Raw genomic sequence first — 24957 nt, 5'->3', positions numbered from 1 at the left:
CCTTCGCTGGGGTGCCGCTGACCGGAGTGAGCTGATCATCGGCGGGCCGTCCCCCGCGCGGTCCGTGGGACACCGTGGGACACCCGGAACCCCTCCGGCCTGCGGTAACGCGGCGCTGATCCGTTCGCGTGGGCTGGGACGGCTACCGTGTGGCCCGTGTCGAGCCCGCAAGAACGACTGGTCGGCCAGCTCACCCGGATCAAGGACCTGAGCGGGCTGAGCCTGCGTGCCCTCGCCCGCGAAGCCGGGCTGAGCAGTTCGTCGCTGTCGCGGTACCTGACCGGCAGGCTGGTGCCGCCGTGGGAGGCCGTCGTGGCCCTGTGCCGGGCGGTCAGCCGGGACCCGCGCCCGCTGCGCCCGCTGTGGGCCGAGGCGGCCAAGGCGGGCGCGGCCCCGGCGCCCCGCCGCAACGACCTGCCCGCCGACCTGGCCGACTTCACCGGCCGGGAGGCCGAGTACGCGCAGGCCGAGCAGCTGCTGCGGACCGCGGGTGCGGTGGTGCTCGACGGCATGGGCGGGGTCGGCAAGACCAGCCTGGCCGTGCACCTGGCCCACCGGCTCACCCCGGTGTACCCGGACGGCGCGCTCTACCTCGACCTGCACGGCTTCACCCCGGGCCAGGACCCGGTGCCGCCGCTCACCGCGCTGGCCCGGCTGCTCGGTGCCCTGGAGATCACGCACCTGCCCGCCGGGGCGGAGGAACGCGCGGCGCTCTGGCGCTCGGAGCTGTCCCGGCGGCGGGCGCTGGTGGTGCTGGACAACGCCGCCGGCGCCGAGCAGGTGCGCCCCCTGCTGCCCGGTGCCGGGAAGTCCGCGGTGCTGATCACCAGCCGGTCGCGGCTGGTCAGCCTGGACGGGGTGCCGCCGGTGTCGCTGAGCCCGCTGGCCGACGACGCCGCCGCCCGGTTGTTCGGCCGCGCGGCCGGGCTCACCCCCACCGAGGAGGAGGCGGCGCTGGACCAGGTGCTGCGCCAGTGCGGCGGGCTGCCGCTGGCGCTGCGGATGGCCGGGGCGCGGCTGCGGCACCGTCCGGGGTGGACGGTCGCGGTGCTGGCCGAACGGCTGCGTGACGGCGCCGGGCGGTTCGACGCGGTGTTCGGCATGTCGCTGCAGCAGCTCGACGGCGAGCAGCGCCGGGTGTTCCGGCTGCTGGGGGTGCTGCCGGGTGACGACTTCGACGCCGCGGTGGCCGCGGCGCTGGCCGGTGCGCCGCCGGGCCGGATCGAGGCGGTGCTCGACGAACTGGTCGACGCCCACCTGGTCCAGGAACCCGCGCCGGGGCGCTACCGGCTGCACGACCTGCTCCGGCGGTACGCGGCCGAGCTGGCCGCCGAAGAGGAACCGCAGGCCGAGGCCGCCCTGCGCCGGGTGCTGGAGCACTACCTGGCGCGTGCGGCCGCGCAGGAACGCAGCCTGCCGTCACCGCACCGCCCGGACCCGTCGCCGGGTGATCCCGCGGCGGCCATGGCCTGGTTCGACCTCGAGCACGTCAACCTGGTGGCCTGCTTCGACGCCGCCGTGCGGCTCGGCATGGACGAGGTGGTGGCCGGGCTGCCGCCCGCCATGCGGGTCTGGTTCTTCCGGCACCGCGGCACCGGCGACCAGGTGCGCCTGCTCGAAGCGGCCGCGGCCGCCGCCGGACGGCTCGGGCGGGCCCGGGAGCGGGCTTCGCTGCTCGCGGACCTCGGTTTCGCGCAGGCGGCCGCCGGGCGGCTCACCGAAGCGCTCGCCGCCTACGAACTGGCCGAGCAAGCCGGTCCGGACGCCGATCTCGTCGCCGGTCTGGCGCTCCGTCTCGGTTTTGTGCGTCGTGACCTAGGCGACCTCGAGGCGGCGCGGACGCAGTTCCGGCGGGCGCGCGAACTGTTCGCCGCGGTCGGCCGGCGCGGCGGGCAGTCGCAGGCGCTGGCCTTCGACGGCTGGGTGACCCTGCACCTGGGAGACCGCGGCGAAGCGGCCGGCCTCGCCAGGGCTTCCCTCGCGCTGGCCGGCGGACCCGCCCGGATCACCGGACTGGTGACCCTCGGCCTCGCGCTGGCGCCGGACGACCCCGCGGAATCGTTGCGGGCGCTCGAAGAAGCACTGCGATTGGCGGAAGAACACCGCCTCCCGCACAACGAAGCCTTGTGCCACAACAACTTCGGTATCGCGCTGCGGATCATGGGGCGGGCCGAAGAGGCGCTGGACCACCACCGGCGGGCCAGGGAACTGCTGGAGCCGCTGGCGGAGGTGCAGCTGGAGATCGACGTCCTGCACGCCTACGCCGAGACCTGCCAGGCAACCGGGCGTCACGGCGAAGCGCTGGCCCTGCTGGACCGCCTGACCGAACTGGCCGGGGAACTGGGCAGGCCGCACGACGAGCGACTCGCGCGGGAAGCACGGGAGCGGTCGACCGCCACGGCGTGACCGCGCCGCACCGCTGGCTACCCGGTCCCGTCCGGTGAGGGCAGGATCGGGGGACGGTGGTCCAGCCAGGCGGTGGCGGCGGCGGGGTGGTGGTGCACGGCCAGTTCGCGGTGGACGCCGAGCACTTCCATCGGCCGCAGCACGGTGCGGCGCCGGGCGAGCACGGCGAAGGGCACCCCGCGGTCCCGTGCCTGCCCGGCCACCTCGATGATTGTGCGCAGGGCGGCGGCCGAGCAGAATTCGGCCTCGCTCAGGTCCAGCAGCAGGCGCTGGGGCAGGAGCGAGAGTTCGAGCTCCAGGCAGGCGCGGAACTCGCCGGTGCCCGAAGCGTCCAGTTCACCGGCGATCGACAGGGTGGTGCCCGCCGCCGTGGTGGTGACCAGGTAGGCGGCTGCCCGAGGGCCAGCCGGGCCGAGCGGCTGGCGATTTCCAACCACCCTTCGACCATACGCGTGGATCGGTGACCACGCGATTCCACGCGGGATCAGCCGGCGCCGAGCACCTCCCGCTCCTCGGCCGGGGTCAACCCCGCCACCCGCGGGCGGTCGAGGCCGCGCCCGCGCTCATCGGCGAGGGCGGTGCGCACCGTCTCGGCCAGGGAACGGGGTGCCAGCCCGGCCGACCGGGCCGGACCGGGATCGTGGGACACCAGCCCGTGCATTTCGGCGGGCAGCCACAACGGCAGCGACTTCGGCCCGCCCCACGGGCTGACCCCCGCTTCCCGCAAGGCATCCGGGGCGATCGGCACCAGCTCGAGGTCGGCGGCACCGACCAGGTCCGCGGTTTCACGCAGCACCGCCCCGAGTTCGAGCACGGGACCGACGGCGTCGTAGGTGCCGGTGCGCTCCGCTTCGGCGGAGGTGACGAGCCACGCGGCGAGGTCGCGGACGTCGATGTGCTGGATGGGCTGCTGCGGTGCGTCGGGTACGACGGCCCGGCCACCGCGGGCGAAGCGGGCGGCCCAGTAGCCGAAGCGGTCCATCTGGTCGCCGGGACCGCTGATGATGCCCGGGCGCACCACGAAAGCCCGGTCGCCCAGCCGTTCGCGCACGGCGTTCTCGCTGGCGACCTTGGTGCCGCCGTACCGCTCCACGGTCAGCTCGGCCAGCTCGAAGTGCCGGGTGTCGGTGACCGGCTCGCACAGCGGGGCGTCGGTGGTCTGCCCGGGGGTGGCGGTGTCGGCGTAGGCGTTGATGCTGGAGACGAAGGTCCAGTGGCGGGTGTGGCCGGCGAGCACGTCGAGGGCGTCGAGCACCCAGCCCAGCGCCCCGGTCGCCACGTCGACCACCGCGTCGAACCGTTCGCCGGACAGGGTTTTCACCGCCCCCGGCTGATCGCGGTCGAGCACCAGGAGCCGGGCGCCGTCGGGCACGGTGCCCGAGCGGCCCCGCGCCGCGCACACCACGTCGTGCCCGCGTGCCACCGCCTCGCGGGCGACTTGCCGGGACAGGAACGAAGTACCACCGAGAACGAGAAAGCGCATGATCGTCACCTTGCTCGAACTCGGCGGCCTGGTCGAGATCGGTTCGCTCCCAGGAGAATCGGCGGCTCACCTCGTCGGCGCGTGGCCACTCGCCCGCAGCGACCCATCCAGCTCCCGCAGCAATTCGCCCACCCGGCCACGGCCACCCGGGGCGCCGGGATAACGCAGCAGCACGCTGACCACGCCGGGACCGGCCAATTCGCGCGCTCTACCGAGGTGCTCGGCGCCGACTTCCCGGTTGTCACCGGCCTCGATTTCGAACGCCCGCGCGGCGTGGGCGGCGGCGCCGAGGATGTGCGGCACCTGCGTCGATTTCGCCAAGGGATGAAGGAACGCCGCACTGGCCGCCGCGACCGCGGCCCGCGCGGCGTCGCTCGCCGCGGCCTGCCCCGCTTCCCGCGCTTCCCCCGCGGCCCGGAGCGCCGCCCACGCGCCGTCGCGGATCCGCTTGGTCCGCCTGGCCCCCTCGGCGAACTCCCTCGCCACCTCGACCGCGTCCCGCGGCCGCGAATCACCGGGGCGGGCGGCCTCGAAGAGCACCAGCGCCGGTTCCGCACAGGCGACGGCGAAGCCCGCGACCGCCCGCAACTCGTCCGCGCCGAGTTCGATCTCGTCCATGGGGTTCCACGGTATCGCTGAAACGCCGGTTGGCACTTTCCGGCGATTTCCGCAGGAAGTTGCGCTCAAACCCTAAAACGGGAGGTCGGCGTCCCCGGCGGAGCTGCGCGCAGCTCGGACAAGCCAGGCGGCCGGTCTCGCCGACCGCGGTCAGCGACTGGTCCAGCCGCTCCGGCGCGGCCGTGAGGTACCGCGCCGCCTCGGCCTGCACGGCCATCGCCGTCACGTGGTGGGTCACCACGTCGTGCAGATCGCGGGCGATCCGGGTGCGTTCGGCCAGGCGCGCCTGCTCGGTGACGCGGCGACGGCGTTCGGCCTCCGCGTGCCGCGCCGACCGCAACCCCGCCCCGAGGCCCCACACCAGCACCAGTGCCAGGTAGCACGTCACGACCCCGGCCGCCGATTCGCCTCCGCCGAGTAGCGGGAACCAGTGGACCCGCCGAGAAAGCTCACCGGAGCACCCTGGTGGGCGCTCAGTTGTCGTCGGGATCGTCAGCGGCGGACCGGAAGTCCCAGTCCGACGCCAGCGCGGGATCGATGATCGCGAACCGGGTGCCGAGCGGGTCGGCGAGCACGGCGACCTTGCCCAGCGCCGACGGGTACGGCCGGAACCGCAGCCGCGCCCCGGCTTCCCTGGCGAGCTGGAGGGTGCGGTCGAAGCCGAGGTCGGGGCCGACGGCGAAGTGCGCGATCCAGCGGGGCGGGACCCCGGCCGGGGTGCCGGGATCCATCCGGACCCGCCCGAACACCGAGTCCTCGCCGAGGGAGTGCACCACGTAGTCGGTGGCGCGGCCGTCGCCGAACTGGCGCCGGGTGTAGCCGAACAGGCTGCCGAAGAACCGGTCGGCGAGGTGGGCCTGGCGGGTGACGAACTCGGCCCACACCAGCGTGCCGGGCACACCCGCGGTGAAGCCTTCGGTGCGGGCCAGCCCGAAGGTGGCACCGCTGGGGTCGTCGACGAGCACCTTGGTGCCGACCCCCGGCACCACGTGCGGCTGGTCTTCGAGCACCGTGCCGCCGAGGCGCAGCGCCTGCGCCGTGGTCGCTTCGAGGTCCGGAGCGGACAGGTAGAGGGTCCAGTCGCGGACCGCCGCGTGGTGCCCGCGGAAACCGGCCACCGGTTCGTCGGACAACGAGGCCACGAAGTAGTCCTGCCCGGCCGCGTCCGGCACGCGGTGGCAGGTCCAGCCGAACACCGCCTGGTAGAACCGCGCGGTCCGCGCCGGGTCGGCGGTGGCCAGTTCGAGCCAGCCCGGTCCACCGGCCTCGTTGATCATGAACCCACTGTAGCCGGGGCAAGCCGCCGGACGTGGGGGTATCGCCGCGAACGGCCCGAGCGCCGTGCGGGCGCCGAAGGAGATCCTGCGTGGCGGTCAGGACGAGCCGGCTTTCGACGCCCAGCCGGCGATGGCCGAGCCGGCGCTCACCTCGCCGGACCGGGACGAGGGCATCAGGGCGTTCCGGGAGAAGCGCGCCCCGGTGTGGACCGATCGCTGAGGCTCAGCCGAGCGACGGCCCGCGCATCGTCAGCACCACCCGGTGCACGTGCTCCACCGCCGCGGGGAAGGCGGCGCCGCGCAGTTCGCCGCGGGCGGCGAGGGTGTGGGCGGCGAACTCCGGCATCCGGTCCTCACCCAGCCGCCGGACCACCAGGGCGGCGATCTCCTCCAGGTCGAGGCCGGGGTGGTCGAGCCGGGTCAGGGCGACCTCGATGATCAGCTCTTCATCGGTCACGGTGCCCAGCTTGGCCCGCGGTCGCGCCCTCGGTACCGGCGTCCGAAAAGGACTTTCCAGGCTCGCGGCCGGACGGAGCAGGCGATATGCCGCTGAACGGGTTCAAAAAAAGGATCTCTTGACATTCCAAGGTTTGCGGATGAAGCTGATTGCGCAGTGATTCTCGCAGGGTTTGCGGAACCATTCCGGGGGCGAGGTGGGGGCTGTGCGAATCGACGATCAAGAATTGCCGCACTGGTCACCGGTGGCTACCGGGGCAATAGAACAAGATCTGCAAGAAGTTCCCGAACTGCTCGACCGGTTCACCGGAAATTACCGGGGCCGGGTCGCCCAGCTCACGAAAAGGCAGCTACACCAGGCGATCCGTGCTTACGAGCGACTGCTGACCCCGCTGCGGTCGGCCACCGCGCTGACCGAGGCCGCACTCGCCGCCGACGGTGGCGCTCCCGCCCCGCGGGATTTGCTGGACAAATGCGACGCGCTGTGGGAATCGGTGATCGAAAATGCCGGTTTCTTCGAACGCGAGCTGGCCGAACTCCCCGCCGCCGGTAATCACCCCGAATACGCCGAATACCGCAACTACCTGCACCTGGTCCGCGCCGCGGCGCACCGGGTGCCCGCCGCCATCGCGGGCGTGCTCGCCGCGCTGGATCCGGTGACCGGCTGGGAACGCCACGCCAGAACGCTGCTCACCCGCATCGAGGTGGTGGACGGGGCCGAGCGGATGGGCCTCGGCGCGGCGCTGCCCGCGTTGTACCACCCGGACGCGGAACACCGGAAACGGCGCTGTGCCGCCATTTCCGCCGCGCTGGCACCCGAGGTCGAACTGCGGGCCTCGGCACTGGCCGAGCTGACCCGCGTGCGCCTCGCCCGGCAGCAGGTGTGCGGGCTGGACGACTGGCTCGCCGAGGAGAACGCGAGCAACCAGCTCACCGGCACCGAGGTGAGCACCCTGGTCGAAACCGTCGCCGAGCGGCGCGATCTGGTCCACCGCTACTACTCGGCGAAAGCCGTGGTCCTCGGGCACCCGCTGACCGACGCCGACCGGTACGCCCCGGTCGGGGCCGTGGCCGCGGAGGTGTCCTGGGCGGACGCGGTCGGCCTGGTGCTCGGCGCGTTCTCCGAACTCGGCCGCGAGGTGGCGGGTGCCGCCGCGGAGCTGCTGGCCGGTGGTGCGGTCGACGCCGCGCCACGCCGGGGCAAACGGCGGGGCGCGCTCACCTTCAGCCTGCCCGGCGGAGGCGCCCGCGTGCTGCTGAACTTCACCGGTGTGCCCAGGGACGTGCTCACCCTGGCCCACGAACTGGGCCACGCGGTGCACACCCGGCTGTCCGGGCACCACGGCGTGCTGACCGCCACCCCGCCGACGGTGCTGGCCGAGACCGTCGCCCTGTTCGCCGAAGCGGTGACCATGCGGCACTACCACGCGCAGGCCGGCGCCGGAACGCGGGAAGGCCTGCGTGCCCGGTGGCTGGAGGACCAGCTGGTGGCCGCCTTCCGCCAGCTGGCCGTGCACGACTTCGAAGCTTCGCTGCACGAGGTGGTGGCGGCCGGGGACCCACCCGGTGAAACCACGCTCGGCGAACTCTGGCTCGATGGCCAGCGGGCGCTCTACGGTCCCGCGCTGGCGCTCGAACCCGGCTACCGCCACTGGTGGAGCTACCTCGACAACCTCTACTTCGCGCCGGGCACCCGGTACGCCTACGCGTTCGGCCAGCTGGCCGCGAACTCGCTGCTGGCGCTGCACGACGAGGACCCGCCCGGGTTCACCACCCGGTTCACCGGCCTGCTGCGCGCCGGCGGCAGCGGCCCGCCGGCCGAACTGCTGGCCGGCGCCGGACTGCGCCTCGACGAGCGGGGCTGGCGCGCCGGTCTGTCCGAACTGGACACCCAGGTGACCGGTTTCGCCGCCCAGGCAGGGCGGCCGCGCACGCCCGCGCTGCGCTGAACACCCGCAACCAGTGGAATGAGGGGTCGGAAATGGCCGAGCGGACGCTGCCCAAGCTCAAGCACATGACACCGGTCTTCCCCGGCGACGGCGTGCTCTACGTCGGCGGGTACGGCCAGGTCGCCGAAATCCCGGACGGGGACGGCGCGATCGGGCGCCTGTTCGAGCTGCTCGACGGCACTCGCACCACCAGCCAGGTCCACCACGACCTGGCCGCCGACTTCCCGCACGTCACCGCGGCCGAGGTCGAAGCCGCCATCGCGCAGTTCGACGAAGCCGGGTTCCTGCTCGACGAGGGCGCCTCGCCGGACGGCCTGCTGGACGAGTACGAACTGGGCCGCTGGGCGCGCAACATCAACTTCTTCGGCTCGTACAGCAGGCTCGCCGACAACAAGTACCGCTACCAGCGGCGGCTGCTCGACGCCAGGGTCACCCTGCTCGGGCTCGGCGGGCTGGGCACGCACCTGCTGCTCGACCTGGCGGCGATGGGCATCGGGCACATCCGCGTGGTCGAGTTCGACCGGGTCGAACTGTCCAACCTGAACCGCCAGATCCTCTACCGCGACAGCGACGTCGGGCAGCCCAAGATCGATCTCGCCGTCGAGCGCGTGCAGGCGTTCAACCCGCGCGTCGAACTGGAGAAGGTGCCGCGGAAGCTGAGCTCCACCGAGGAGGTGCTCGGCGCGGTCGCCGACGCCGACGTGGTGATCTCGGTGGCCGACCGGCCCAAGATGGAGATCAACCACTGGGTCAACGAGGCGTGCGTGCGGGCGGGCGTGCCGCTGGTCACCGGCGGCCTGGACACCCAGCGGCTGGTCTACTTCACCGTGGTCCCCGGGCGGACCGGCTGCATCGAGTGCTGGCGGCTCGGCGTGTTCCGCACCGACCAGGTCTCGGCCACGCTGCTGGCGGAGAAGCGCGAACGCCGGATCGGCGGGGACAACGCGGCGTTCGTGCCGCTGGTGACCATGACCACCGGGCTGCTGCTCGGCGAAGCCGTCCGGCTGCTGACCGGCATCGCGCCGCCGGTCGCCGCGGGCAGGCTGATGCAGGTCCGCTTCGACGACTACGAGACCTCCGAATACGAACGCTGGGAACGCGTCGCCGACTGCCCGGTGTGCGGCACCGGCAGCCCGGTGCCCACCGCGTCCGGGGCGCCCGAGGCCGTGTCCGCGGGCTGACCCGTCCACCCGCGAAACCCCGGAAGGAGGTGAACCCGCCATGACCGTCACCCTGCGCATCCGCAAGACGAGCATCGCTTCCGGCGCCGTCGAGGGCTGATCCCCGTCGCCGCCGGTGAACGCCCGGTGAGGCGTCCACCCGCGGCCGGTCCGTCCCCCGTCCCCTGGCCAGGATCCGGGCGGGGGCCGGAACTGCTCCAACGCTAGCAGGCACCACCGGCGCCGTCATGCCCGGCGACGCCGGTGGTGCACCCCGAACCCCCGAGGGAACCGCCTGTGCCCGTGACACCCGCGCCGCCACTGGGCAGGCGCTACTGGCTGCTGTTCACCGCCTACCTGGTCTCCGGTGCGGGCACCTGGATCTACCGGCTGACCCTGCCGCTGCTGGTGCTGCACCTGACCGGTTCGGCGCTGCAGACCGCGGCGCTCTACGCCCTGGAGTACGGCCCGTTCCTGCTGCTGTCGCTGCCGGGCGGGGTGTGGGCCGACCGGTTCGACCGCAAGCGCCTGCTGATCGCCGGTGACGTCGCGGCCGGGGTGCTGGCGCTGGTGCTGGCGATCCTGGTTTCGGCCGGGGCCGCCGCGCTGCCCGCCATCTTCGTGCTCGCCTTCCTGCTCGCCTGCGCGGAACCGGTCTACCACCCGGCGTTCCAGGGCCTGCTGCCGTCGATCGTCGCCGAGGAGGCGCTGCCGAGGGCGAATTCGCTGATGCAGTCCAGCGACCAGCTCCTCAGCCTGGCCGGCCCGGTGCTCGCCGGCGCGCTGATCGCGGTGTTCGGCTACAGCACGGCGATCTACCTCGACGCCGCGTCGTTCGGCCTCAGCGCGCTGGTCGTGCTGTTCCTCAGGCACCGGCAGCCGCCACCCGCGGTCCCGGTGGCCCGGCCCACCTTCGCCGCCGACCTCGGGGAAGCGTTCCGGCACATCACCAGGCAGAACCGGCCGCTGCTGGTCGGCAGCCTGCTGTTCACCGGCACCAACTTCGGCATCTGGCTGATCCAGGCGAACCTGGTCTTCTACCTGTCCGGCTACCTCGGCCTGTCGTCGACCCTGATCGGCGTGGTCTTCGCCGCGCAGGGGGTGGGCGCGGTGGGCGGGGCGCTGCTGGCCCCGGCGGTCATCCGGCGGCTCGGCAACGGGCGGACGATCGTGGTGTCGACCATGGCCGCCGGCCTGCTGACCGGGCTGCTCGCCGTCTTCCGCGACGTGGTCGGCATCAGCGCCGTCTCGGCGGTGGTCTTCGCGTTCGGCTCGATGAACGTGGTTTCGTGGTTCACCCTGCGGCAGCGGATCGTGCCACCGGCGATGCTGGGCCGGGTGGTGGCCGCGACCCGGATGCTGGCGTTCTCCAGCATCCCGCTGGCCGCGCTGGTCGCCGGGGCGGCCGAGGACGCCATCCACAACATGTACCTGATCATCCTGGCCGGCGCGCTGATCCGCTTCCTGGTCGGCCTGGCCGGTGCCCGCAGCAGCCTGGTGCGGGCCTCGAGCGCCGCGCCCGCGGAACCGAGCCGTCCCGGCTGAGCGGGGTATCCACCCCACCGGTGCGGCCCTCCTGTCACCGCGGGGCGGGTCGTCCCGGGATGGAGGGGGAAGGGTGGCGCACCGAGCGGAGCCCGGCCGCGGGGTGCTGGAGGGTGCCGTCCTGCTGCTGGACGAACTCGCCCGCGCCGGGGAGGCCGGGCCGACCCGGCTGGCAGCGGGCACGTCGCTGCCCAAGGCCACCGCGCACCGGCTGCCGGACCAGCTCGTCACGCTGGGCGCGGTGCAGCGGCGAGACGGCCGCTACCGCATCGGGCCCCGGATGCTGCGGCTGGGACAGGCCTGACAGCCGCGGCACGACCTCCGCGCCGCCGCCCGGCGACCGCCGCGGGAACTCGCCGCGGTGTGCGGCTTCGCCAGCATCGGCCTGGCGATCACCGAAGCCGGGCGGTCCGTGCTCATCAGCGGCCTGCGGGGCGAGGTGGACCAGATCCAGCCGCTGCGGGCAGGCACGCTGCTCCCGCCCGGGTGCGCGACCGACATCGTCCGCGCGGCGCACCAGCCGGGCACCCCGGCGCCGGACTGCTACACCGGTGCGGAATGGCGGAAGCTGGTCTCGCGGGTCAGCGACCACGGGGTGGCCTTCGACCACGAAGCCGCGGTCTGGGCCTCCTGCGCGGGCGCGCCCGTCTGCGCACCCACCGGGGAACTCGTCGCCGCGCTCGGCGTCGCGGTGGTCGACGGCCGTCGGCTCGCCCCCCTGGGCGACGCCCTGCGGCACGCGGCGCACACGGTGACCGCGAACCTCGCCCGGCTGAGCGCCGGCGCTGGGCCGGACGGCGCAGTTTGGCCGCGGACGATCTTGGGCAACCAACGCCCGAACCATTGAGATCGACCGCGAAGGAACGGTGAGCATCCATGGTGGGCCTTGAATTCGGGCGCAAACTGGGGAAGCGGGTCCAGTCGCCGCGGGCGGCCGAGCGGGACAGAAGACTTTCGGCCAAGGTCGACGGCTGGGCGGCCAGGCACCGGCTGCTGACCATGCTGGGCATGGTGGTGATGTCCTGCCTGTTCGCCTGGTTGATCGCCGTGAAGTACGACGGGGCGACCGTCGGTGAGGTCGTGGTCTGGGCGTTGATCCTGATCCCGCTCTGCACCGTGAGCGTGTGGATCGCGCTCACCCGCATCAAGCGGCAGCAGGACGCGAAGAAGTAGCCGCCCCCTCGGGGTGGTAATCGGGTGGCCGCCGCCGGGAGTCTGTGCCAGGGTCCAAGGCGGAGGTGATCCACATGGGAGCCGGTTCGCTGGGAGCGGTGCTGACGGCGGTCGTGACCCCGTTCGACGACCAGCTGGAGGTCGACGAACAGGCGTTCGTCTCGCTGCTGCGGCACGTGCTGGCGAACGGCTCGGACGGTGTCGTGGTGGCGGCGACCACCGGGGAACCGGCGACGCTGAGCAACGAAGAGCACCTCCGGCTGGTCGAGCTGGCGTGCGCCGAACGGCCCGAGGGCAAGACCGTGATCGCCTCCACCGGGTCGAACAACACCGCGCAGGCGTGCCGGATGACCGAGCGCGCGATCGAGCTGGGTGCCGACGCGGTGTTGTCGGTGGCCCCGTACTACAACCGCCCGAACCGCCGCGGGCTGCTCCGGCACTACACCGAGATCGCCGAGGCCGCGGGCAAACCCGTGGTGCTGTACAACATCCCGGCCCGCACCGGCATCGACCTGCCCAACGACCTGCTGGCCGAACTGGCGCAGATCGAGCACATCGACTTCGTCAAGCAGGCCAACAACGCCAACCTCGCGCCGATCGACGGCCTCGGCGTCTACGCGGGCAACGACGACGTCTTCGCCCGCACCCTCGACTTCGGCGGCTGCGGCGGCATCCTGGTGGCCGGTCAGCTCGCCGGGCCGCTGCTGCGGCGCATGGTCGACGAACCCGAGCGGCGGGCGGAGCTCGACGCCCGGTTGCAGCCGCTGTACCGGGCGCTGTCGGTGACCACCAACCCGATCCCGGTCAAGGCGGCGCTCAACCTGCTCGGCCACCGCGTCGGCGGCCTGCGGCTGCCACTGGTCGAAGCCGACGAGGCCGAGACCGAGGTGATCCGGGCCGCGCTGGCCGAATGCGGCCTGCTCGGCTGATCAGCGGCCCTCCGCCGCCATCCGCACCCCGAGGGCGAGCAGCACGGTCCCGCTGATCGCGTCGAGGCGGCGCCGGACGGCGGACCGGCGGAACCACTCGCCCGCCCGGCCGACCAGCGCGGCCAGGCTCAGGTAGACGCCGATCTCGATGGCCACCTGCAGCAGGGCGAGCAACGCGGTGGTGGCGAACAGCGGCCGCCCGGCCGGGACGAACTGCGGGTAGAACGCGATCATGAACGCGGCGGCCTTGGGATTCGCCAGCATCACCAGCAGGCCCTCGCCGAACGCCTTCACCCAGCCCTTCGACGGGGTGTCCGCCGGGGCGTGGGCGTCGAGGTCCGGGGTGCCCCGCCACGCCGAACGCCAGGCCCTGAGCCCCAGGTACACCAGGAACCCGGCGCCGACGACGCGGAGCACGAGCAGCGCGACCTCCGACGTGGCGACCAGCGCCGCCAGCCCGGCGGCGGCGAACAACGCCCACAGGTACAGCCCCGCCTCCAGCCCGAGCACGGTCGGCACCGCGCCGCGGAACCCCCGCAGCGCCGCGCGGCGCAGGATCAACGCCATCGCGGGCCCGGGAGAGGCCGAAATCAGCAGCACGGCGGCGACGAAGGCGGGCAACGACCCCGGTAGATCCATGGCGACATCATGGTCGTGGCACCCACCCGGCTCAACCGAGTTCCCCGGTCAGGACTCGCCGGTGAGCCGGGCCGAGCCGATCGAAGCCGCGCCGATCGCGGTGGCGGCGGTCCGGGTCGTCGAGCCGGAGTTCAGCTCGGTCAGCGACGCCCGGTCGAGCGCGTGGACGACGAACTCGTAGGTGTTCACCGTCGACGGCGAGCACGGCCCCTGGTAACCGAAGAGGCTCGCGCTGCCGCGGTAGTAGACCTGCCGGGCGCCCGCGGGAACCGAGGGCCGGTGGACGTGCTCGACGTTCTGGGGGAGCGAGGTGGTGGTCGCCGGGATGTCGTAGATGACCCAGTGGATGAGGTTGGCGTTGTCGAGGTCGCGCATGACGACGGCGTAGCTCTTCGCCCCGGCCGGCGCCCCCGACCAGGCCAGCGGCGGCGACTCGTTCTTCTTGGCGGGATCGTTGCCGCCGCCGCTGGTGCACTCGTGCGCCTCGGGCATGACGGCGCCGTCGGCGAACGCGGAGCTGGAAAGGGCGAAGGCGCCCTGCTCCGCCCCGGCGGGCCCGGCCCCGGCCACCGACGCGAGGAAAAGAACGCAGAGCACGATTCGCGTGCTTCCCACAGCAGGCTCCCGGCGCTCGTCAGTTCGTGGGTTCAGCGTAGGCGGCGCCTGGTGTTGCTGCCCAATAACCACTTCCCATCTCAACGGCGATATGGGAGCCCCGCCGGAGCGGCGGGTGGCCGGATGATCGTCGCGTTCGCCCCGGTGGGAGGAGCGGCCTCGGCGAGGTGGATGCCGCGGTGGAGGGCGTTGTCCCGGCCCACGCGCTCCCGCCAGTCCGGCGGCAGCCGCTCCTCGGGCACCACGTGCGGCAGCACCTCGGCGAACGCCAGCAGGCAGGCGTCCCGCACCGGCAGCGCACGCAGCCCGGCCAGGTCGGCGGCGGACAGCCCGCCCGCGCCGGCGATTTCGACCGGCCCCGCGGGCACCGCACCGGAGCCGAGCACGCGGGTGACGCCCTGCAGGCCGGCCAGGCACAGGTCCACCGGCACCCGGGCGACGGCTTCGGCCACCGGCGACAGTTCCGGAACGGCGGACACGGCGTCGAGCAGGCCCCGCCGCATCACCGGCAGGTACTCCGCCTGGAAGTAGCCCCCGACGCACGGCAGGCCGCGGGCGAAGGCCAGGGTGAGGAAGCAGGTGAACAACGACGGCAGCAGCGAGCCCGCCCGCAGCGCGTCGAGCACCGCCTCCGGGGTGAAGTCGACCGCCGTGCCACCACCGGCCAGCTCGGGCACCGCGTCCGCGGCCCCGGTCATGGTCAGCGGAACCCGCCGCCCCCGGTCGTCCATGGCCCAGAAGAACACCGTGCCGCCGGGGGGATCGCCGGTCCGCCAGCACCCCCGCCGCCCGTCCAAAGCGGACAGCAGCCGGGTGCGGACCACGGGGTCGAACAACACCAGGCGCACCAGGCTCGCCGGGGCGAGCAGGTCCTCGGCGAGCAGGGTGGCGCAAACGTTTTCGATCTGGAGGGTGACCAGCGGGGGTGCCTCGCCCCGGAACAGGCGCTGCCACAGGGCGGCGTTGATCCGGGCCGACTGGGCGGCGTAGGTGGGCAGCCCGAGCACGGTTTCGTCGCGGTATTCGCGGTCCAGGACTTCCGCCGCGGAACGGCAGGCGAACGGCGACAACCGGCCGTCCCCGGCGGCCGCGCGCAACCGGGCCTGCGCCCGGGCGACCATGGTCCGGTCGATCGGCCCGGCCGCCCGCACCGTGGTCCGCTTCAGCCGGTTCGGCAGCACGGGCAGCCGGTGCGGCACGGGCGCGTCGTAGAGCCGGAGCCCGAGGGGGTAGGTCAGGTTGTTCATGCTGATCGAGCCGAACCCCAGCACCACCAGCGCGGGCCGCCGGTGCAGGGCGAACAGCACCGTGCCCTGCACGGAATCGGCGAAGGTGTCCACCCCGAAGTGGTTGGCGGTGGGCACCGCCGCCGATCCGGACAGTGCACGCCGGGCCGCGTCCGCGGTGGCCGGCCCGTACAGCTCGCACGCCTCCTGGTGCACCGCCCGGACGAAGTCGCCGTACGGCTGCCAGCCCGCGGCCGGTTGCCCGTGCAGGTGCTCCAGCAGCGCGCCGACCGGCTGGTCCCCGAACCCGGACAGCAGCTTCCGCATCGGTGACGAGCACTCCACGGCGAGGTCGAGCAGGTCCTGCACCGGGTTCACGGGTACAGCACGATCTTCCCGCACTCTCGGGCCACCTGCGCCTCGAACGCCTCGGAGATCCGCTCGAGCGGGAGCCGGTGGGTGATGTACTGGTCGAGTTCCCCGGGGATCGTCCGGACCAGTTCGAGCAGGCGCCGGGCGTCCCGCAGGTTGATGTCCAGGCTGCCCTGCAACCGCACCCCGCGCTGGATCAGGTCGTCGTCGACGTGCACGGGCAGGGTGGCGCTTTCGGCGAGGAAGGTGACCGTGCCGAGCCGGGCCACGCGGTCCACGGCGAGCCGCTGGTACGCCTGCTGCCCCGAGCATTCGAGCACGGCGGCGGCCCCCGTTCCGCCGGTCAGCTCCGCGATGGCCGCCGCCGCGTCGGTGGCCGACGGGTCCACCACGGCGTCACAGCCGAGCTCGCTCGCCAGGGCCGCCCGGTACGGGCTCCTGGCGACGCCGATCACCCGCGCGCCGCGGGCCTTGGCGTTGAGCACCCCGCCGAGGCCGACCGCGCCGAGCCCGGTGATCAGCACCCAGTCGCCGGGTTGCAGTGGAGTCCGTTGCAGCGCACCGAAAGTCGGCCCGAGACCGCAGCAGATCATGGAGGCGTGCTCGTAGCCGAGGTCGTCGGGAATGGGCACCAGCAGGTGTTCGGGCTTGATGGCGTACTGGGCGAACCCGCATTCGCCCGACTCGCTGCCGCAGACCCGGCGCGGGTCGTCCGTCCCGGCGCAGTGGGCGTAGTACCCGTCCTGGCAGGGGCCGCAGTGCCCGCAGGGATAACCGCACAGGGCGACCACCCGGTCCCCGGCCCGGAACCGCGACCCCGGCCGGGTGGCGACCACCTCCCCGGCCATTTCGTGCCCCAGCGAGTCGGGCCGGTTCCGTTCCAGGTAGACACCGTCGCGGTAGGCCAGGTATTCGTTGCACATCGGGGCCACCGCGACGCGGAGCAGCGCGTAGTCCCGGTCGATCACGGGCATGGGTTTTTCCACCGGTTCGCACTGGCGGGGTCCCGTTATCCGGACGGTCCGCATTCCGCCCCTCCTCACCGCAGGTAGGTGCCCGACCCGCCGTTCCGGCGCATGTCCGAGGTGACGCAGTGGAAGGAACCGCCGAAGCTGTAGACGTGCCGGAAGTCGACCGGCACGCAGTCGAACCCGGCGCGGGTCAGCACGTCGATCAGCGGTGCCTCCTGCCGCTCCACCACCACCGTCCGCTCGTCGAGGGACAGCACGTTCATGCTCACCCACGGACTGCAGAAGTACATCGGCCAGTCCGCGGGCAGGGCGGGCTCCGGCGCCTCGATGATCCGCCAGTCCGCGAACAGTTCGTTCGGCACGAACCGCTCCGGGTTGACCAGCAGCACCCCGGGGGCGAGCGGCGCGAGGGTGGCGTCGATGTGCATGGCGTGCGGATCGTTGACCTTGATCCGGTGCACCCGGAATTCGCCGCCGAGCGCCCAGTCCAGCCAGCGGATGCCGAACTCGTTGGTCACGTGGGACTGCTGCGCCACGATGTCCCGGCCGAAGCGCAGGAAATCGGCCGCGTCGAAGACCGGCTCGAACTCGGTGATGGCGTAGTCGCCCGCTTCGGAGTCGTAGTCGGTGCGGAACAGCTCGTCGGTCAGCTGGGGCTGCGGGGCCTGCAACCAGCCCGCGCCCGCCTTGAAGTAGTCCTTGATCAGTTCCCGGTACGCGTGCACCTCGTGGTAGCGGCAGCGCCACGACATCGGTGCCTCCACGATGGTGGTGCCCGCGACCAGCAGCAGGTCCCTCGGCATGGCCGCGTAGAGCCCGCCGTGGCTGCGCCACTGCGGGGTGGCGAACTCCACCGAGTGGTCGAGCACCGCCGGTCTGCGCACGCGAACCCCTTGCCGTTGCAGCATTTCGGCGAAGTCGTCGAGTTCGCGGCAGGCGGTGCCGAAGTGCTCGCCGGGGAAGTTCCGGCCGCCGTGGCGCCGCAGCAGTTCCGGCACCCCGCCCGGCATGACCGCGGCCATGGAGGGCTGCCAGGTGGGGAACACCCCGCCGTCGAGCCTGCCGACCACCACCTCTTCGAGCGGGTCCCACTCGGTGTAGGAACTGATGACCTTCCGGCCGGTGTCGGTCAGGCTCATGTCCTTTCCCCCATCTGTTCGAACCGGGGTGCTCAGCCTTCGGCCAGCGGGCACTTCCGGTGCAGATCGTCGTTGCTGTCGGTGAGGAAGTACTGGCGCCACTCGTCGTCGGACAGCTCGTCGTGGTCGCCCATGCTGGGGTGCCTGCTCACCTCGTCCCAGGCGGCCAGCCGCGCCCGGATCCGCTGCCGGGCGACGTCCCCGGCCGCCGTGCCCACCTCGATGCCGTGGAACACGCTGCGCAGCTGGAAAACCAGCACCAGGCAGTCGCACAGGTTGCGCGAGAGGCGCCGCCGGTTCAGCGGGGTGAGGGCGAACACGAAGATCGACTGACCGGCGAAGCAGAACTGCCAGCCCGGCTCGGCCGGATCCCTCGGCACGTCCTCCGGCCACGGCTGGTCGTCGTTTTCCAGCAGGTAGGCCAGGATCGACCAGAAGCGCCGGTCGTAGTCGAGCTGGGTGCGCTCGGATTCGCGTGGCCGGACGAAAACCGCCAGCGGCCGGCGTTGTTTCGGCCGGCTCAGCGCGGCACGCACGAACGCCCGCAGGTCATCGGGCAGCAGCACCGGGTCGTCCTCGTCGACCCAGGTCGCGTAGAGCTCCCCGTGCAGCAGCGCGGTCCGGCCGAAGTTGCACGGGTAGTCGCCCCGGGACAGGAAAGCGGAGAACCTGGCCGATTGCTCGCGCACCCACGCCGGGCCGCCGAGCCCTTCGGCGGGGTCGATCGTGGCCAATCTGCTTTCCGTGTGCATGCTGCCCCAATCCTCGACCGCGGGCGCCGGTCCTCCACCCGGAATCGGAAGCTAACACAGCGCCGGAGCATTACGCCACTCGATCAATCCGATCAATTCGCCGGGACGAAGATCGCAATTCTTGATCGGCTTCCGCGCAATTGTCCACAAAGGAGTTCTTGACCGATACACGATTTCCGCCGAAGTTGCCGGTCTTTCTTCCGAGGAGTAGCGTCCGGCACAACGGCACTTCTCGATGACCTGATCATATTTGGGGGAGTTGTCCCATGCGTACCGAATTCCAGGACGTCGGCTGCGAGGTGGTCGCCGAAGGCCAGGAGAAGATCCTCGACTGCGAAACCGGGATGGTGCGCGACCTGCTGCGCCGCCAGGGCTGGATCGCCTTCAGCGGTTTCGGCGTGACCGTCGCGGAGTTCGAGGAGTTCTCCGCGCGGTTCGGCCAGTGCGCCAACACCAGGACGGTGCACTACCCGCCGGGCGGGGAGGCACTCGGTTTCCACGCGGAGGACGCCTACAACCCGTACCGCCCGGACACCCTGTGGTTCCTCTGCGTGTTCGAGGGCAGTGACGGCGGGGCGCCGACCGGGGTGGTCGACGGCGTGCGCCTGCTCGCCGGGCTCGAAGAACCGTGGCGGGAAATGTGCTGCGGCAACGAATTGCGCTTCGACCGCCGATGGCCGGCGTCGCTGTGGCAACAGGCCGTCGGAGCCGGAGCCCGTGACGAACTGGAATCGGCTTTCCAGGAGATCCCCCACCTGGAGTACGAGTTCCTGTCCAATGACGACGTCCACCTGAGTTACCGTGCGCCCATCGTGACCAAAACCGTGGACGGCGCCGAAAGCTTCAGCAACACCATGCTGCAGGCGATCACCGAACCGCCCTTCTACGGCATGTCCTTCGCCGACGGCACCCCGGTCCCGCCCGAACTGCCCGCGCTCGTCCAGCGGAAGGCGCTGGCGAGCGAGCAGCACCTGCACTGGCAACGCGGCCGGGTGGCCGTCATCGACAACATCCGGATGATGCACCGGCGGGCCGAATACGCGGGCAAGGACCGCGATCTGCGCGCCAGGCACTGCGAGGACTTCTACGGCACGACCTTCCCGCCCGCGGACACCCCGGTGCGCGCCTGGGCCAAATCGCTGATCCAGGGCGACGAAGGCTATCCCAGCTCGGTGGGGCCGCTGGCGAGCCGGTCCTGAACAGCCGACCAGGGAGGTAGCACCGTGCGGACCACACCCGTCCCGTTCGTGAAGTACACCTCGTTCGGGAACAACTTCCTCATCGTCGACGAGACGACCGGCCCGCTGCCCGGCGACGGCGAACGCGCCGCGCTGGCCAGGTGGCTGCTCAACGGCGACTTCGGCCCCGGTGGCACGGACAACGTGCTCTACCTGACCCGCCTCGGCGAAGGCGCCGGTGCCGATTTCGAATTCCGCATCTTCGAGCACGACGGGGCCGAAACCCTCTCCTGCGGCAACGGCCTGCTCTGCACGGCGGCCTTCCTCAACGCCCGGTACGACCGCGAGCAGGCGGTGGTGTTCACCGAGGTGCCCACCGGCGACCCCCAGCCCGTCCGGCTCGGCGCCGGGGAGCGGGAAGGCACCACCTGGGTCAACGTCGGGGAGCCCCGTCCCGCGCCTGCCGAACTGTTCCACCGCGGGGGACCGGCCCCGGAATCGCGCATCGACGAGGTGGGCGGGCTCGCGGTCCCGCTGCCGGTGGAGGCGCCGTGGGCGAGCGGCCTGCCGCCGGTGGTGCACCTGAGCGGGTACCTCACCTTCACCGGGGAACCGCACCTCGCGCTGCTCAGCGGGCACGGCCTGCCCGAGGAACTGGAGAAGGCGCTGTTCGTCGATCCCGGCGCGCAGGCCGGGCCCGAGCTGATCGGCAGGCCGCCGGGCCCCGAGGTCCGCGCCACCCTCGCCCTGGTCGACCACCTCGGCCGCCACGTGAACGAGGCGTACCGGCACGTCTTCCCGCAGGGCGTGCACCTGAACTTCGCCCGGCAGCTGCCCGCCGGGGCGGTCGAGTACCGGACCTACGAACGCGCCATCGACCGGGAGACCCTGGCCTGCGGCTCGGGGGTCATCGCGATGGCCTTCGTGCTGCGGGCGCTCGGGCTGGCCGGCGGCGAGCGGACCCGGTTCTGGCCGCACCGCTGCCGCTGGTTCGTGCCGGACGCCGAACTGGTGGTCACCAGCGGCACCGGCGGCTGGAGCCTGACCGGTATGCCGCTGCTGGTGGCCCGCGGTGAGGCGCTGGTGCCCGAATCCGTGCTGCGCTGAGCTCGCCGAGGGGAGCGAGGAGATGACCGATCCGCTGGAGACCACCATGCGGGCGGCCGGGCTGACCGTCCGGCCGGTGCCCCGGCTGGAGCGCCCGTCCCCGGCCGAGGTCGAGGACCTGGTCCGGCGCCGCCGCCGGCCGGCGATCCTGACCGGGCTGATCGAGGACTGGCCGGCCAGGACCGGCTGGACCCCGCAGCGGCTGATCGAGCGCCACGGCGGCCGGACGGTCACCGCGCTGATGGGCCTGCCCGCCGACGGCGTGCTCATGCCGCAGGAGCAGCGCAGCTACGAACGCACCCTGACCTTCGCCGAATTCGTCGAAGCGATGCTGGACACCACCGAGGACAAGCCCTGCTACCTGGCCTACACGCGGGTCGCGGAGATCCTGCCGGACCACGACTACGACTTCACCACGCTGCTCGGCGCACCGGACGGCACCGGTGACACGCGGGCCTGGATCGGCTCGGCGGGCACCCGGTCGATGCTCCACTCCGACCTCAAGGACAACCTGTTCTGCCAGATCTGGGGCCGCAAGCACGTGGTGCTGCTGCCGTGGGAGCACAGCCGGGCGGCCTACCCGTTCCCGGACAACCTGGTCAACAGCCAGGTCGACCTGGCGGAGGCCGACCCCGGCCGGTTCCCGCGGCTGCGTGGTGCCCCGTTCCTGGCCGCCACCGTGCATCCGGGCGACGTGCTGTTCATGCCGCGGGGCTGCTGGCACGACATCCGGTCCCGCAGCCCGTCGATCTCGCTCAACCACTGGTTCGGGCCCTCGATGCGGTTCGCCGACTACGCCGGGCTGCTGGCGCGCCTGGGCCCGCGGTACTGGGCGGTGACCCTGCGCGACTTCGTCCAGTACGGGGTGCTGGGCAGGCCGCAGCGGGCCGACTTCTTCTTCACCCCCGCGTCCACCGGCAAGCGCCTGTACGACCTGGTGCGGCACGGGAACTTCTCCAAGGACAACGATCCGGCGTCCCGCTGACCGCAGGGCACCACCGAGGAGGCTGTTGTGCTGCCCCACCGCTACCGCCGGCCCGTCACCGATGCCGGTTTCGAGCAGCGGCTCATCGACGGTATCCGGCCCATCGCCGAGCACTTCCTGGCCGGCGCGCTGCACCACCTGTTCGACTCCGGGGTGTTCGACGCGCTGAGCGCCGAGCCCGCGGGCCGGACCCCGGCGTCGGTCGCCGAGGAACTGTCGCTGGAACCCGAGCGGCTGACCGGACTGCTGCGGTACCTGGCCAACGAGGGCGTGATCGCCTTCGAGGGGGAAACCGCCCGCCTCACCGGACGCGGGCTGGGCTACGGCGAATTCCGCGCCTGGTACACGATCATGATCGGCGGCTACACCTCGACGCTGGCCCAGCTGGGCCCGGCGTTGCGCCGTGGTTCCGCGTACTGCACCCGTGAAGGCCGCCAGGTCGGCCTCGGCAGCTGCGAGGTGTCCCGGTACGACGGGATGCCGATGACCCGTGAACTGCTCGACCGGGCGGGCTCGGACTGCACCGAACTGCTGGATCTGGGCTGCGGCAACGGGTTGTACCTGGTGGAGTTCTGCCGGTCGATGCCGGGGCTGCGGGCCTGGGGCGTCGAACCCGATCCGGGTGGGTACCGGGAAGCCGGGGAACTGGTCGCGGAGAGCGGGCTCGGCGACCGCGTCCGGCTGGTCAACGCCTCGGCCACCGACTTCCTCGCCGCCCCGCCGGACGGCTGCCGCCCGGACCTGACCGTGCTCGCGTTCGTGCTGCACGAAGTCCTCGCGCAACGCGGCCGCCCGGCGGTGGCCGGCCTGCTGCGGGGGCTGGTCAAGGCGTTCCCGTCGATGGACGTGGTGGTCATCGAGGTCGCCGACGAGAGCACCGATCCGTCGGTGATGCGGCACGGCCTGGCCACGAACTTCTGGAACCCGTACTACCTCATCCACACCTTCACCGAGCAGCAGCTGGAAAAGAAGGCGTTCTGGGACGAACTGTTCGAAGAGGCGGGACTGACCACGGCCGCGTTCGTCACCACCGATCACACGGTGGATTCGACCGGCCTCGAACTGGGCTACCTGCTGCGTGGCCCCGAACACGGCTGAGGGGGCGCGGTGCGGTTCGAGCGGTTGATCGACTGGGTGACGGCCGAAGCGGTGCCGAGCCCGGCGCTGTTGCTGACCCCGGGCGCCGCGCGCCAGGCGGTCGACCGGTTGCGCCGCGGCCTCGGCATGCGGATCTCCTTCGCCACCAAGGCGAACGCGCACCCGGGGCTGCTCGCCGCCCTGTCCGGCTCGGTCGACGAGTTCAACGTCACCAATCTCGCGCACCTGCGGACGCTGCTCGGCCTCGGCGTGCCACCCGCCCGGATCGCCCTGGTGCACCCGGTGCTGCCACCGGAAACGCTGCGGGCCGCCGCCGAACTCGGCGTGACCCGGTTCGTGGTCGACGACGCGCGGGGGTTCGACCTGCTCCGGCCGGTGGTCGAACGGCCGCTGGTGACGCTGCGCGTGCTGCCACCCGCCCCCGGCCAGTCGGCCAGATCGGTGGTGCGCTTCGGGAACACCCCCGAAGCGCTGGCAGAGTTGGCGGCCAGGATCACCGACGCGGGCGCCACGGTGGAGGCCCTGTCCTTCTTCGTCGGTGCCGCGGGCAAGGATCTGGCGGCCGGGACCCCGTTCCGGCTCGGTGTCGACCTGGTCGCGGAACTGCACGCCAAGCTGGCCGCCCGCGGCCTGTTCGTGCCCACGGTCAACATCGGCGGCGGCTTTCCCGGGGCGCAGCGGGAATTCCACCGGCGGCACCCGGACTTCTTCGGCGACATCGCCAGCCGGCTCGCCGACCGCTTCGACGCGGGGGTCGATTTCCTCTGCGAACCGGGCCGGTACCTGAGCGAACCGACGCTCACCCTGCTCACCCGGGTGATCGCCGACCGCGTGCTGGGGGAACGGCGCCTGGTCCACGTGGACGCCAGCGCCTACGCCACCCTGTTCGAGTCCTGCTTCATCGCGCTCGGCGCCGACCCGCCGCTGATCGGCACCCGGCCCGGCCCCGGTACCGGCCCGGCGGACGTGGTCGGCCCGCTGATGGACTCGTTCGACGTGGTCCGCGCCCGGGCCGCGCTGCCCCCGCTCGCCCCGGGCACGCCGCTGCTGGTCCCCAACGTCGGCGCCTACGCCTTCGGTTACCGCGCCACCCCGGAAGGACTGGCCCCGCCGCCGGTCGTCGAACTGCCCGAACCGCTCGGCGCCGAGCTGGCCGGCGTGTGGTTCCCCTGAACGGAGGCCCGATGGACACCTCGATACCACCGGTACGGCCGCGGGCCAGGCCCGAAGACATCCGGATCGAAGAGGCCCACGATCCCGTGGTGACCGTGGAGCCCGAACCGGGCCTCCACCCCGCCCCGGCCTACCACGCCCGTGGCATCCCCGGCGCCCCCGACCGGATCCAGCTGCGCGCGGGCGTGCTCGCGCGGCTGCGGCAGGTCACCGCCGCCCTGCCCGACGGCATCGGCCTGCTGCTCTGGGACGGGCTGCGGCCGCTGGAAACGCAGGCGCAGATCGTCGAGTCGTTCCGGGCGTCACTACCGCCAGAGGGCCGGGAGGAGGTCGTGGAACGCTACCTGGCGCCACCACCGCGTTCGGAAGCGGAATTCCGGGCGCAGCCGCCGCCGCATTCCACCGGTGGCGCGGTGGACCTCACCCTGTGCGACCCGGCCGGGGAACCGCTGGACCTGGGTGCCGGGTTCGACGAGTTCGACGACGTCTCGTGGCTTCGGTACTACGAGGAGAACCCCGGCAACGGCGGCCGGGTTTTCCGCGACCGCAGGCGGATCCTCTACTGGGCGATGATCGACGCCGGATTCTCGCCCTACCCGTGGGAATTCTGGCACTACGAGTGGAGCACCCCGGTCGCCCAGGCGTACCACGGCCGTCCCGTCGCCGAGTACGGGCCGGCCGTGCCCTGGACGGGTTGAGGGCGGCC

27 protein-coding genes are annotated in these 24957 nt (G+C 72.5%); 15 read left to right on the top strand and 12 right to left on the bottom strand.

Annotated features, from left to right (window positions below):
• Positions 1 to 156 precede the first annotated feature (156 nt).
• The gene (locus AC07EG_RS30065; protein WP_478256586.1) at positions 157 to 2406 is read left to right on the top strand and encodes an ATP-binding protein; all 2250 of its coding nucleotides are present in this window, start codon (positions 157 to 159) and stop codon (positions 2404 to 2406) included.
• Between the two features lie 17 nt (positions 2407 to 2423).
• Here the strand turns inward: AC07EG_RS30065 and AC07EG_RS30060 are convergent, their stop codons facing one another.
• The 5 genes from AC07EG_RS30060 to AC07EG_RS30040 all read right to left on the bottom strand — a co-directional run bounded on the left by AC07EG_RS30060 (position 2424) and on the right by AC07EG_RS30040 (position 5784).
• Positions 2424 to 2843: an STAS domain-containing protein gene (locus AC07EG_RS30060; RefSeq protein WP_478256585.1), complete on the bottom strand. Its 420-nt coding sequence runs from the start codon at positions 2841 to 2843 to the stop codon at positions 2424 to 2426.
• Positions 2844 to 2890: 47 nt separating this feature from the next.
• Positions 2891 to 3889: an NAD-dependent epimerase/dehydratase family protein gene (locus AC07EG_RS30055; protein WP_478256584.1), complete on the bottom strand. Its 999-nt coding sequence runs from the start codon at positions 3887 to 3889 to the stop codon at positions 2891 to 2893.
• 66 nt (positions 3890 to 3955) lie between these two features.
• Complete coding sequence (locus tag AC07EG_RS30050; RefSeq protein ID WP_478256583.1) at positions 3956 to 4507, bottom strand: putative immunity protein; 552 nt, start codon at positions 4505 to 4507, stop codon at positions 3956 to 3958.
• Entirely contained in the window at positions 4401 to 4868 is a 468-nt protein-coding gene (locus AC07EG_RS30045; RefSeq protein WP_478256698.1) for a histidine kinase, read from the bottom strand. The genes AC07EG_RS30050 and AC07EG_RS30045 overlap by 107 nt, the downstream gene beginning before the upstream one ends.
• Positions 4869 to 4980: 112 nt before the next feature.
• On the bottom strand, positions 4981 to 5784 hold the full coding sequence (locus tag AC07EG_RS30040; protein ID WP_478256582.1) for a VOC family protein: 804 nt from the start codon (positions 5782 to 5784) through the stop codon (positions 4981 to 4983).
• 64 nt (positions 5785 to 5848) lie between these two features.
• Between AC07EG_RS30040 and AC07EG_RS30035 the strand changes: the two genes are divergently transcribed.
• Complete coding sequence (locus AC07EG_RS30035) at positions 5849 to 6004, top strand: hypothetical protein (protein WP_478256581.1); 156 nt, start codon at positions 5849 to 5851, stop codon at positions 6002 to 6004.
• Between the two features lie 3 nt (positions 6005 to 6007).
• Here AC07EG_RS30035 and AC07EG_RS30030 read toward each other — a convergent pair whose 3' ends face one another.
• Positions 6008 to 6241 (bottom strand): hypothetical protein, encoded by a 234-nt coding sequence (locus AC07EG_RS30030; protein WP_478256580.1) that lies wholly within the window; start codon positions 6239 to 6241, stop codon positions 6008 to 6010.
• 205 nt (positions 6242 to 6446) lie between these two features.
• On the opposite strand from AC07EG_RS30030, the gene AC07EG_RS30025 reads away from it, so the two are divergent.
• The 7 genes from AC07EG_RS30025 to dapA all read left to right on the top strand — a co-directional run bounded on the left by AC07EG_RS30025 (position 6447) and on the right by dapA (position 12996).
• A complete protein-coding gene (locus tag AC07EG_RS30025; protein ID WP_478256579.1) occupies positions 6447 to 8189 on the top strand; it encodes a M3 family metallopeptidase in 1743 nt (580 codons plus the stop codon).
• A 32-nt stretch (positions 8190 to 8221) separates the two neighbouring features.
• A complete protein-coding gene (locus AC07EG_RS30020) occupies positions 8222 to 9370 on the top strand; it encodes a HesA/MoeB/ThiF family protein (RefSeq protein ID WP_478256578.1) in 1149 nt (382 codons plus the stop codon).
• Between the two features lie 276 nt (positions 9371 to 9646).
• Entirely contained in the window at positions 9647 to 10894 is a 1248-nt protein-coding gene (locus tag AC07EG_RS30015; RefSeq protein ID WP_478256577.1) for an MFS transporter, read from the top strand.
• 73 nt (positions 10895 to 10967) lie between these two features.
• Positions 10968 to 11198, top strand: a complete 231-nt coding sequence (locus AC07EG_RS30010; protein ID WP_478256576.1) for a helix-turn-helix domain-containing protein — start codon at positions 10968 to 10970, stop codon at positions 11196 to 11198.
• Positions 11199 to 11255: 57 nt separating this feature from the next.
• Positions 11256 to 11741, top strand: coding sequence for a hypothetical protein (locus AC07EG_RS30005; protein WP_478256575.1), 486 nt, complete (start codon positions 11256 to 11258; stop codon positions 11739 to 11741).
• A 29-nt stretch (positions 11742 to 11770) separates the two neighbouring features.
• Positions 11771 to 12067, top strand: a complete 297-nt coding sequence (locus AC07EG_RS30000) for a hypothetical protein (RefSeq protein WP_478256574.1) — start codon at positions 11771 to 11773, stop codon at positions 12065 to 12067.
• A gap of 74 nt (positions 12068 to 12141) precedes the next feature.
• Complete coding sequence (gene dapA / locus AC07EG_RS29995) at positions 12142 to 12996, top strand: 4-hydroxy-tetrahydrodipicolinate synthase (protein WP_478256573.1); 855 nt, start codon at positions 12142 to 12144, stop codon at positions 12994 to 12996.
• Here the strand turns inward: dapA and AC07EG_RS29990 are convergent, their stop codons facing one another.
• The 6 genes from AC07EG_RS29990 to AC07EG_RS29965 all read right to left on the bottom strand — a co-directional run bounded on the left by AC07EG_RS29990 (position 12997) and on the right by AC07EG_RS29965 (position 18710).
• The gene (locus tag AC07EG_RS29990; RefSeq protein WP_478256572.1) at positions 12997 to 13635 is read right to left on the bottom strand and encodes a LysE family translocator; all 639 of its coding nucleotides are present in this window, start codon (positions 13633 to 13635) and stop codon (positions 12997 to 12999) included.
• Between the two features lie 48 nt (positions 13636 to 13683).
• Complete coding sequence (locus AC07EG_RS29985; RefSeq protein WP_478256571.1) at positions 13684 to 14250, bottom strand: YbhB/YbcL family Raf kinase inhibitor-like protein; 567 nt, start codon at positions 14248 to 14250, stop codon at positions 13684 to 13686.
• 80 nt (positions 14251 to 14330) lie between these two features.
• Positions 14331 to 15854 carry a hypothetical protein gene (locus AC07EG_RS29980; protein ID WP_478256570.1) on the bottom strand — a complete coding sequence of 508 codons (1524 nt, stop codon included), beginning with the start codon at positions 15852 to 15854 and terminating at the stop codon, positions 14331 to 14333.
• A complete protein-coding gene (locus tag AC07EG_RS29975; protein WP_478256569.1) occupies positions 15851 to 16822 on the bottom strand; it encodes a zinc-dependent alcohol dehydrogenase in 972 nt (323 codons plus the stop codon). Before AC07EG_RS29975 ends, AC07EG_RS29980 begins: the two co-directional genes overlap by 4 nt.
• A gap of 65 nt (positions 16823 to 16887) precedes the next feature.
• Positions 16888 to 17958, bottom strand: coding sequence for an amidinotransferase (locus AC07EG_RS29970; protein WP_478256568.1), 1071 nt, complete (start codon positions 17956 to 17958; stop codon positions 16888 to 16890).
• A 32-nt stretch (positions 17959 to 17990) separates the two neighbouring features.
• Positions 17991 to 18710, bottom strand: coding sequence for a YqcI/YcgG family protein (locus AC07EG_RS29965; protein ID WP_478256567.1), 720 nt, complete (start codon positions 18708 to 18710; stop codon positions 17991 to 17993).
• 266 nt (positions 18711 to 18976) lie between these two features.
• Between AC07EG_RS29965 and AC07EG_RS29960 the strand changes: the two genes are divergently transcribed.
• Genes AC07EG_RS29960 through AC07EG_RS29935 form a run of 6 tightly spaced genes read left to right on the top strand, consistent with a single transcriptional unit; the run spans position 18977 to position 24949 of the window.
• Positions 18977 to 19909, top strand: a complete 933-nt coding sequence (locus AC07EG_RS29960; RefSeq protein ID WP_478256566.1) for a TauD/TfdA family dioxygenase — start codon at positions 18977 to 18979, stop codon at positions 19907 to 19909.
• A gap of 24 nt (positions 19910 to 19933) precedes the next feature.
• Positions 19934 to 20995 (top strand): diaminopimelate epimerase, encoded by a 1062-nt coding sequence (locus AC07EG_RS29955; RefSeq protein ID WP_478256565.1) that lies wholly within the window; start codon positions 19934 to 19936, stop codon positions 20993 to 20995.
• A gap of 22 nt (positions 20996 to 21017) precedes the next feature.
• Positions 21018 to 21980 (top strand): cupin-like domain-containing protein, encoded by a 963-nt coding sequence (locus tag AC07EG_RS29950; RefSeq protein WP_478256564.1) that lies wholly within the window; start codon positions 21018 to 21020, stop codon positions 21978 to 21980.
• Between the two features lie 27 nt (positions 21981 to 22007).
• Positions 22008 to 23078 (top strand): methyltransferase domain-containing protein, encoded by a 1071-nt coding sequence (locus AC07EG_RS29945; RefSeq protein WP_478256563.1) that lies wholly within the window; start codon positions 22008 to 22010, stop codon positions 23076 to 23078.
• Between the two features lie 9 nt (positions 23079 to 23087).
• Positions 23088 to 24251, top strand: a complete 1164-nt coding sequence (locus AC07EG_RS29940; RefSeq protein WP_478256562.1) for a type III PLP-dependent enzyme domain-containing protein — start codon at positions 23088 to 23090, stop codon at positions 24249 to 24251.
• Positions 24252 to 24262: 11 nt separating this feature from the next.
• Positions 24263 to 24949 carry a M15 family metallopeptidase gene (locus AC07EG_RS29935; RefSeq protein WP_478256561.1) on the top strand — a complete coding sequence of 229 codons (687 nt, stop codon included), beginning with the start codon at positions 24263 to 24265 and terminating at the stop codon, positions 24947 to 24949.
• The last annotated feature ends 8 nt before the right edge of the window (positions 24950 to 24957 follow it).

The sequence above is a fragment of the Amycolatopsis sp. NPDC045836 genome, assembly GCF_056431745.1.
Note: the sequence above shows the minus strand (reverse complement) of the source record. Positions and strands in the feature narration are given on the sequence as shown.

Coding starts and splice junctions, on each gene's coding strand:
- AC07EG_RS30055 (WP_478256584.1), bottom strand. CDS start 3,889: ATGCGCTTTCTCGTTCTCGGTGGTACTTCGTTCCTGTCCCGGCAAGTC.
- AC07EG_RS30050 (WP_478256583.1), bottom strand. CDS start 4,507: ATGGACGAGATCGAACTCGGCGCGGACGAGTTGCGGGCGGTCGCGGGC.
- AC07EG_RS30040 (WP_478256582.1), bottom strand. CDS start 5,784: ATGATCAACGAGGCCGGTGGACCGGGCTGGCTCGAACTGGCCACCGCC.
- AC07EG_RS30020 (WP_478256578.1), top strand. CDS start 8,222: ATGGCCGAGCGGACGCTGCCCAAGCTCAAGCACATGACACCGGTCTTC.
- AC07EG_RS30000 (WP_478256574.1), top strand. CDS start 11,771: ATGGTGGGCCTTGAATTCGGGCGCAAACTGGGGAAGCGGGTCCAGTCG.
- dapA (WP_478256573.1), top strand. CDS start 12,142: ATGGGAGCCGGTTCGCTGGGAGCGGTGCTGACGGCGGTCGTGACCCCG.
- AC07EG_RS29990 (WP_478256572.1), bottom strand. CDS start 13,635: ATGGATCTACCGGGGTCGTTGCCCGCCTTCGTCGCCGCCGTGCTGCTG.
- AC07EG_RS29975 (WP_478256569.1), bottom strand. CDS start 16,822: ATGCCCGTGATCGACCGGGACTACGCGCTGCTCCGCGTCGCGGTGGCC.
- AC07EG_RS29970 (WP_478256568.1), bottom strand. CDS start 17,958: ATGAGCCTGACCGACACCGGCCGGAAGGTCATCAGTTCCTACACCGAG.
- AC07EG_RS29965 (WP_478256567.1), bottom strand. CDS start 18,710: ATGCACACGGAAAGCAGATTGGCCACGATCGACCCCGCCGAAGGGCTC.
- AC07EG_RS29960 (WP_478256566.1), top strand. CDS start 18,977: ATGCGTACCGAATTCCAGGACGTCGGCTGCGAGGTGGTCGCCGAAGGC.
- AC07EG_RS29950 (WP_478256564.1), top strand. CDS start 21,018: ATGACCGATCCGCTGGAGACCACCATGCGGGCGGCCGGGCTGACCGTC.
- AC07EG_RS29935 (WP_478256561.1), top strand. CDS start 24,263: ATGGACACCTCGATACCACCGGTACGGCCGCGGGCCAGGCCCGAAGAC.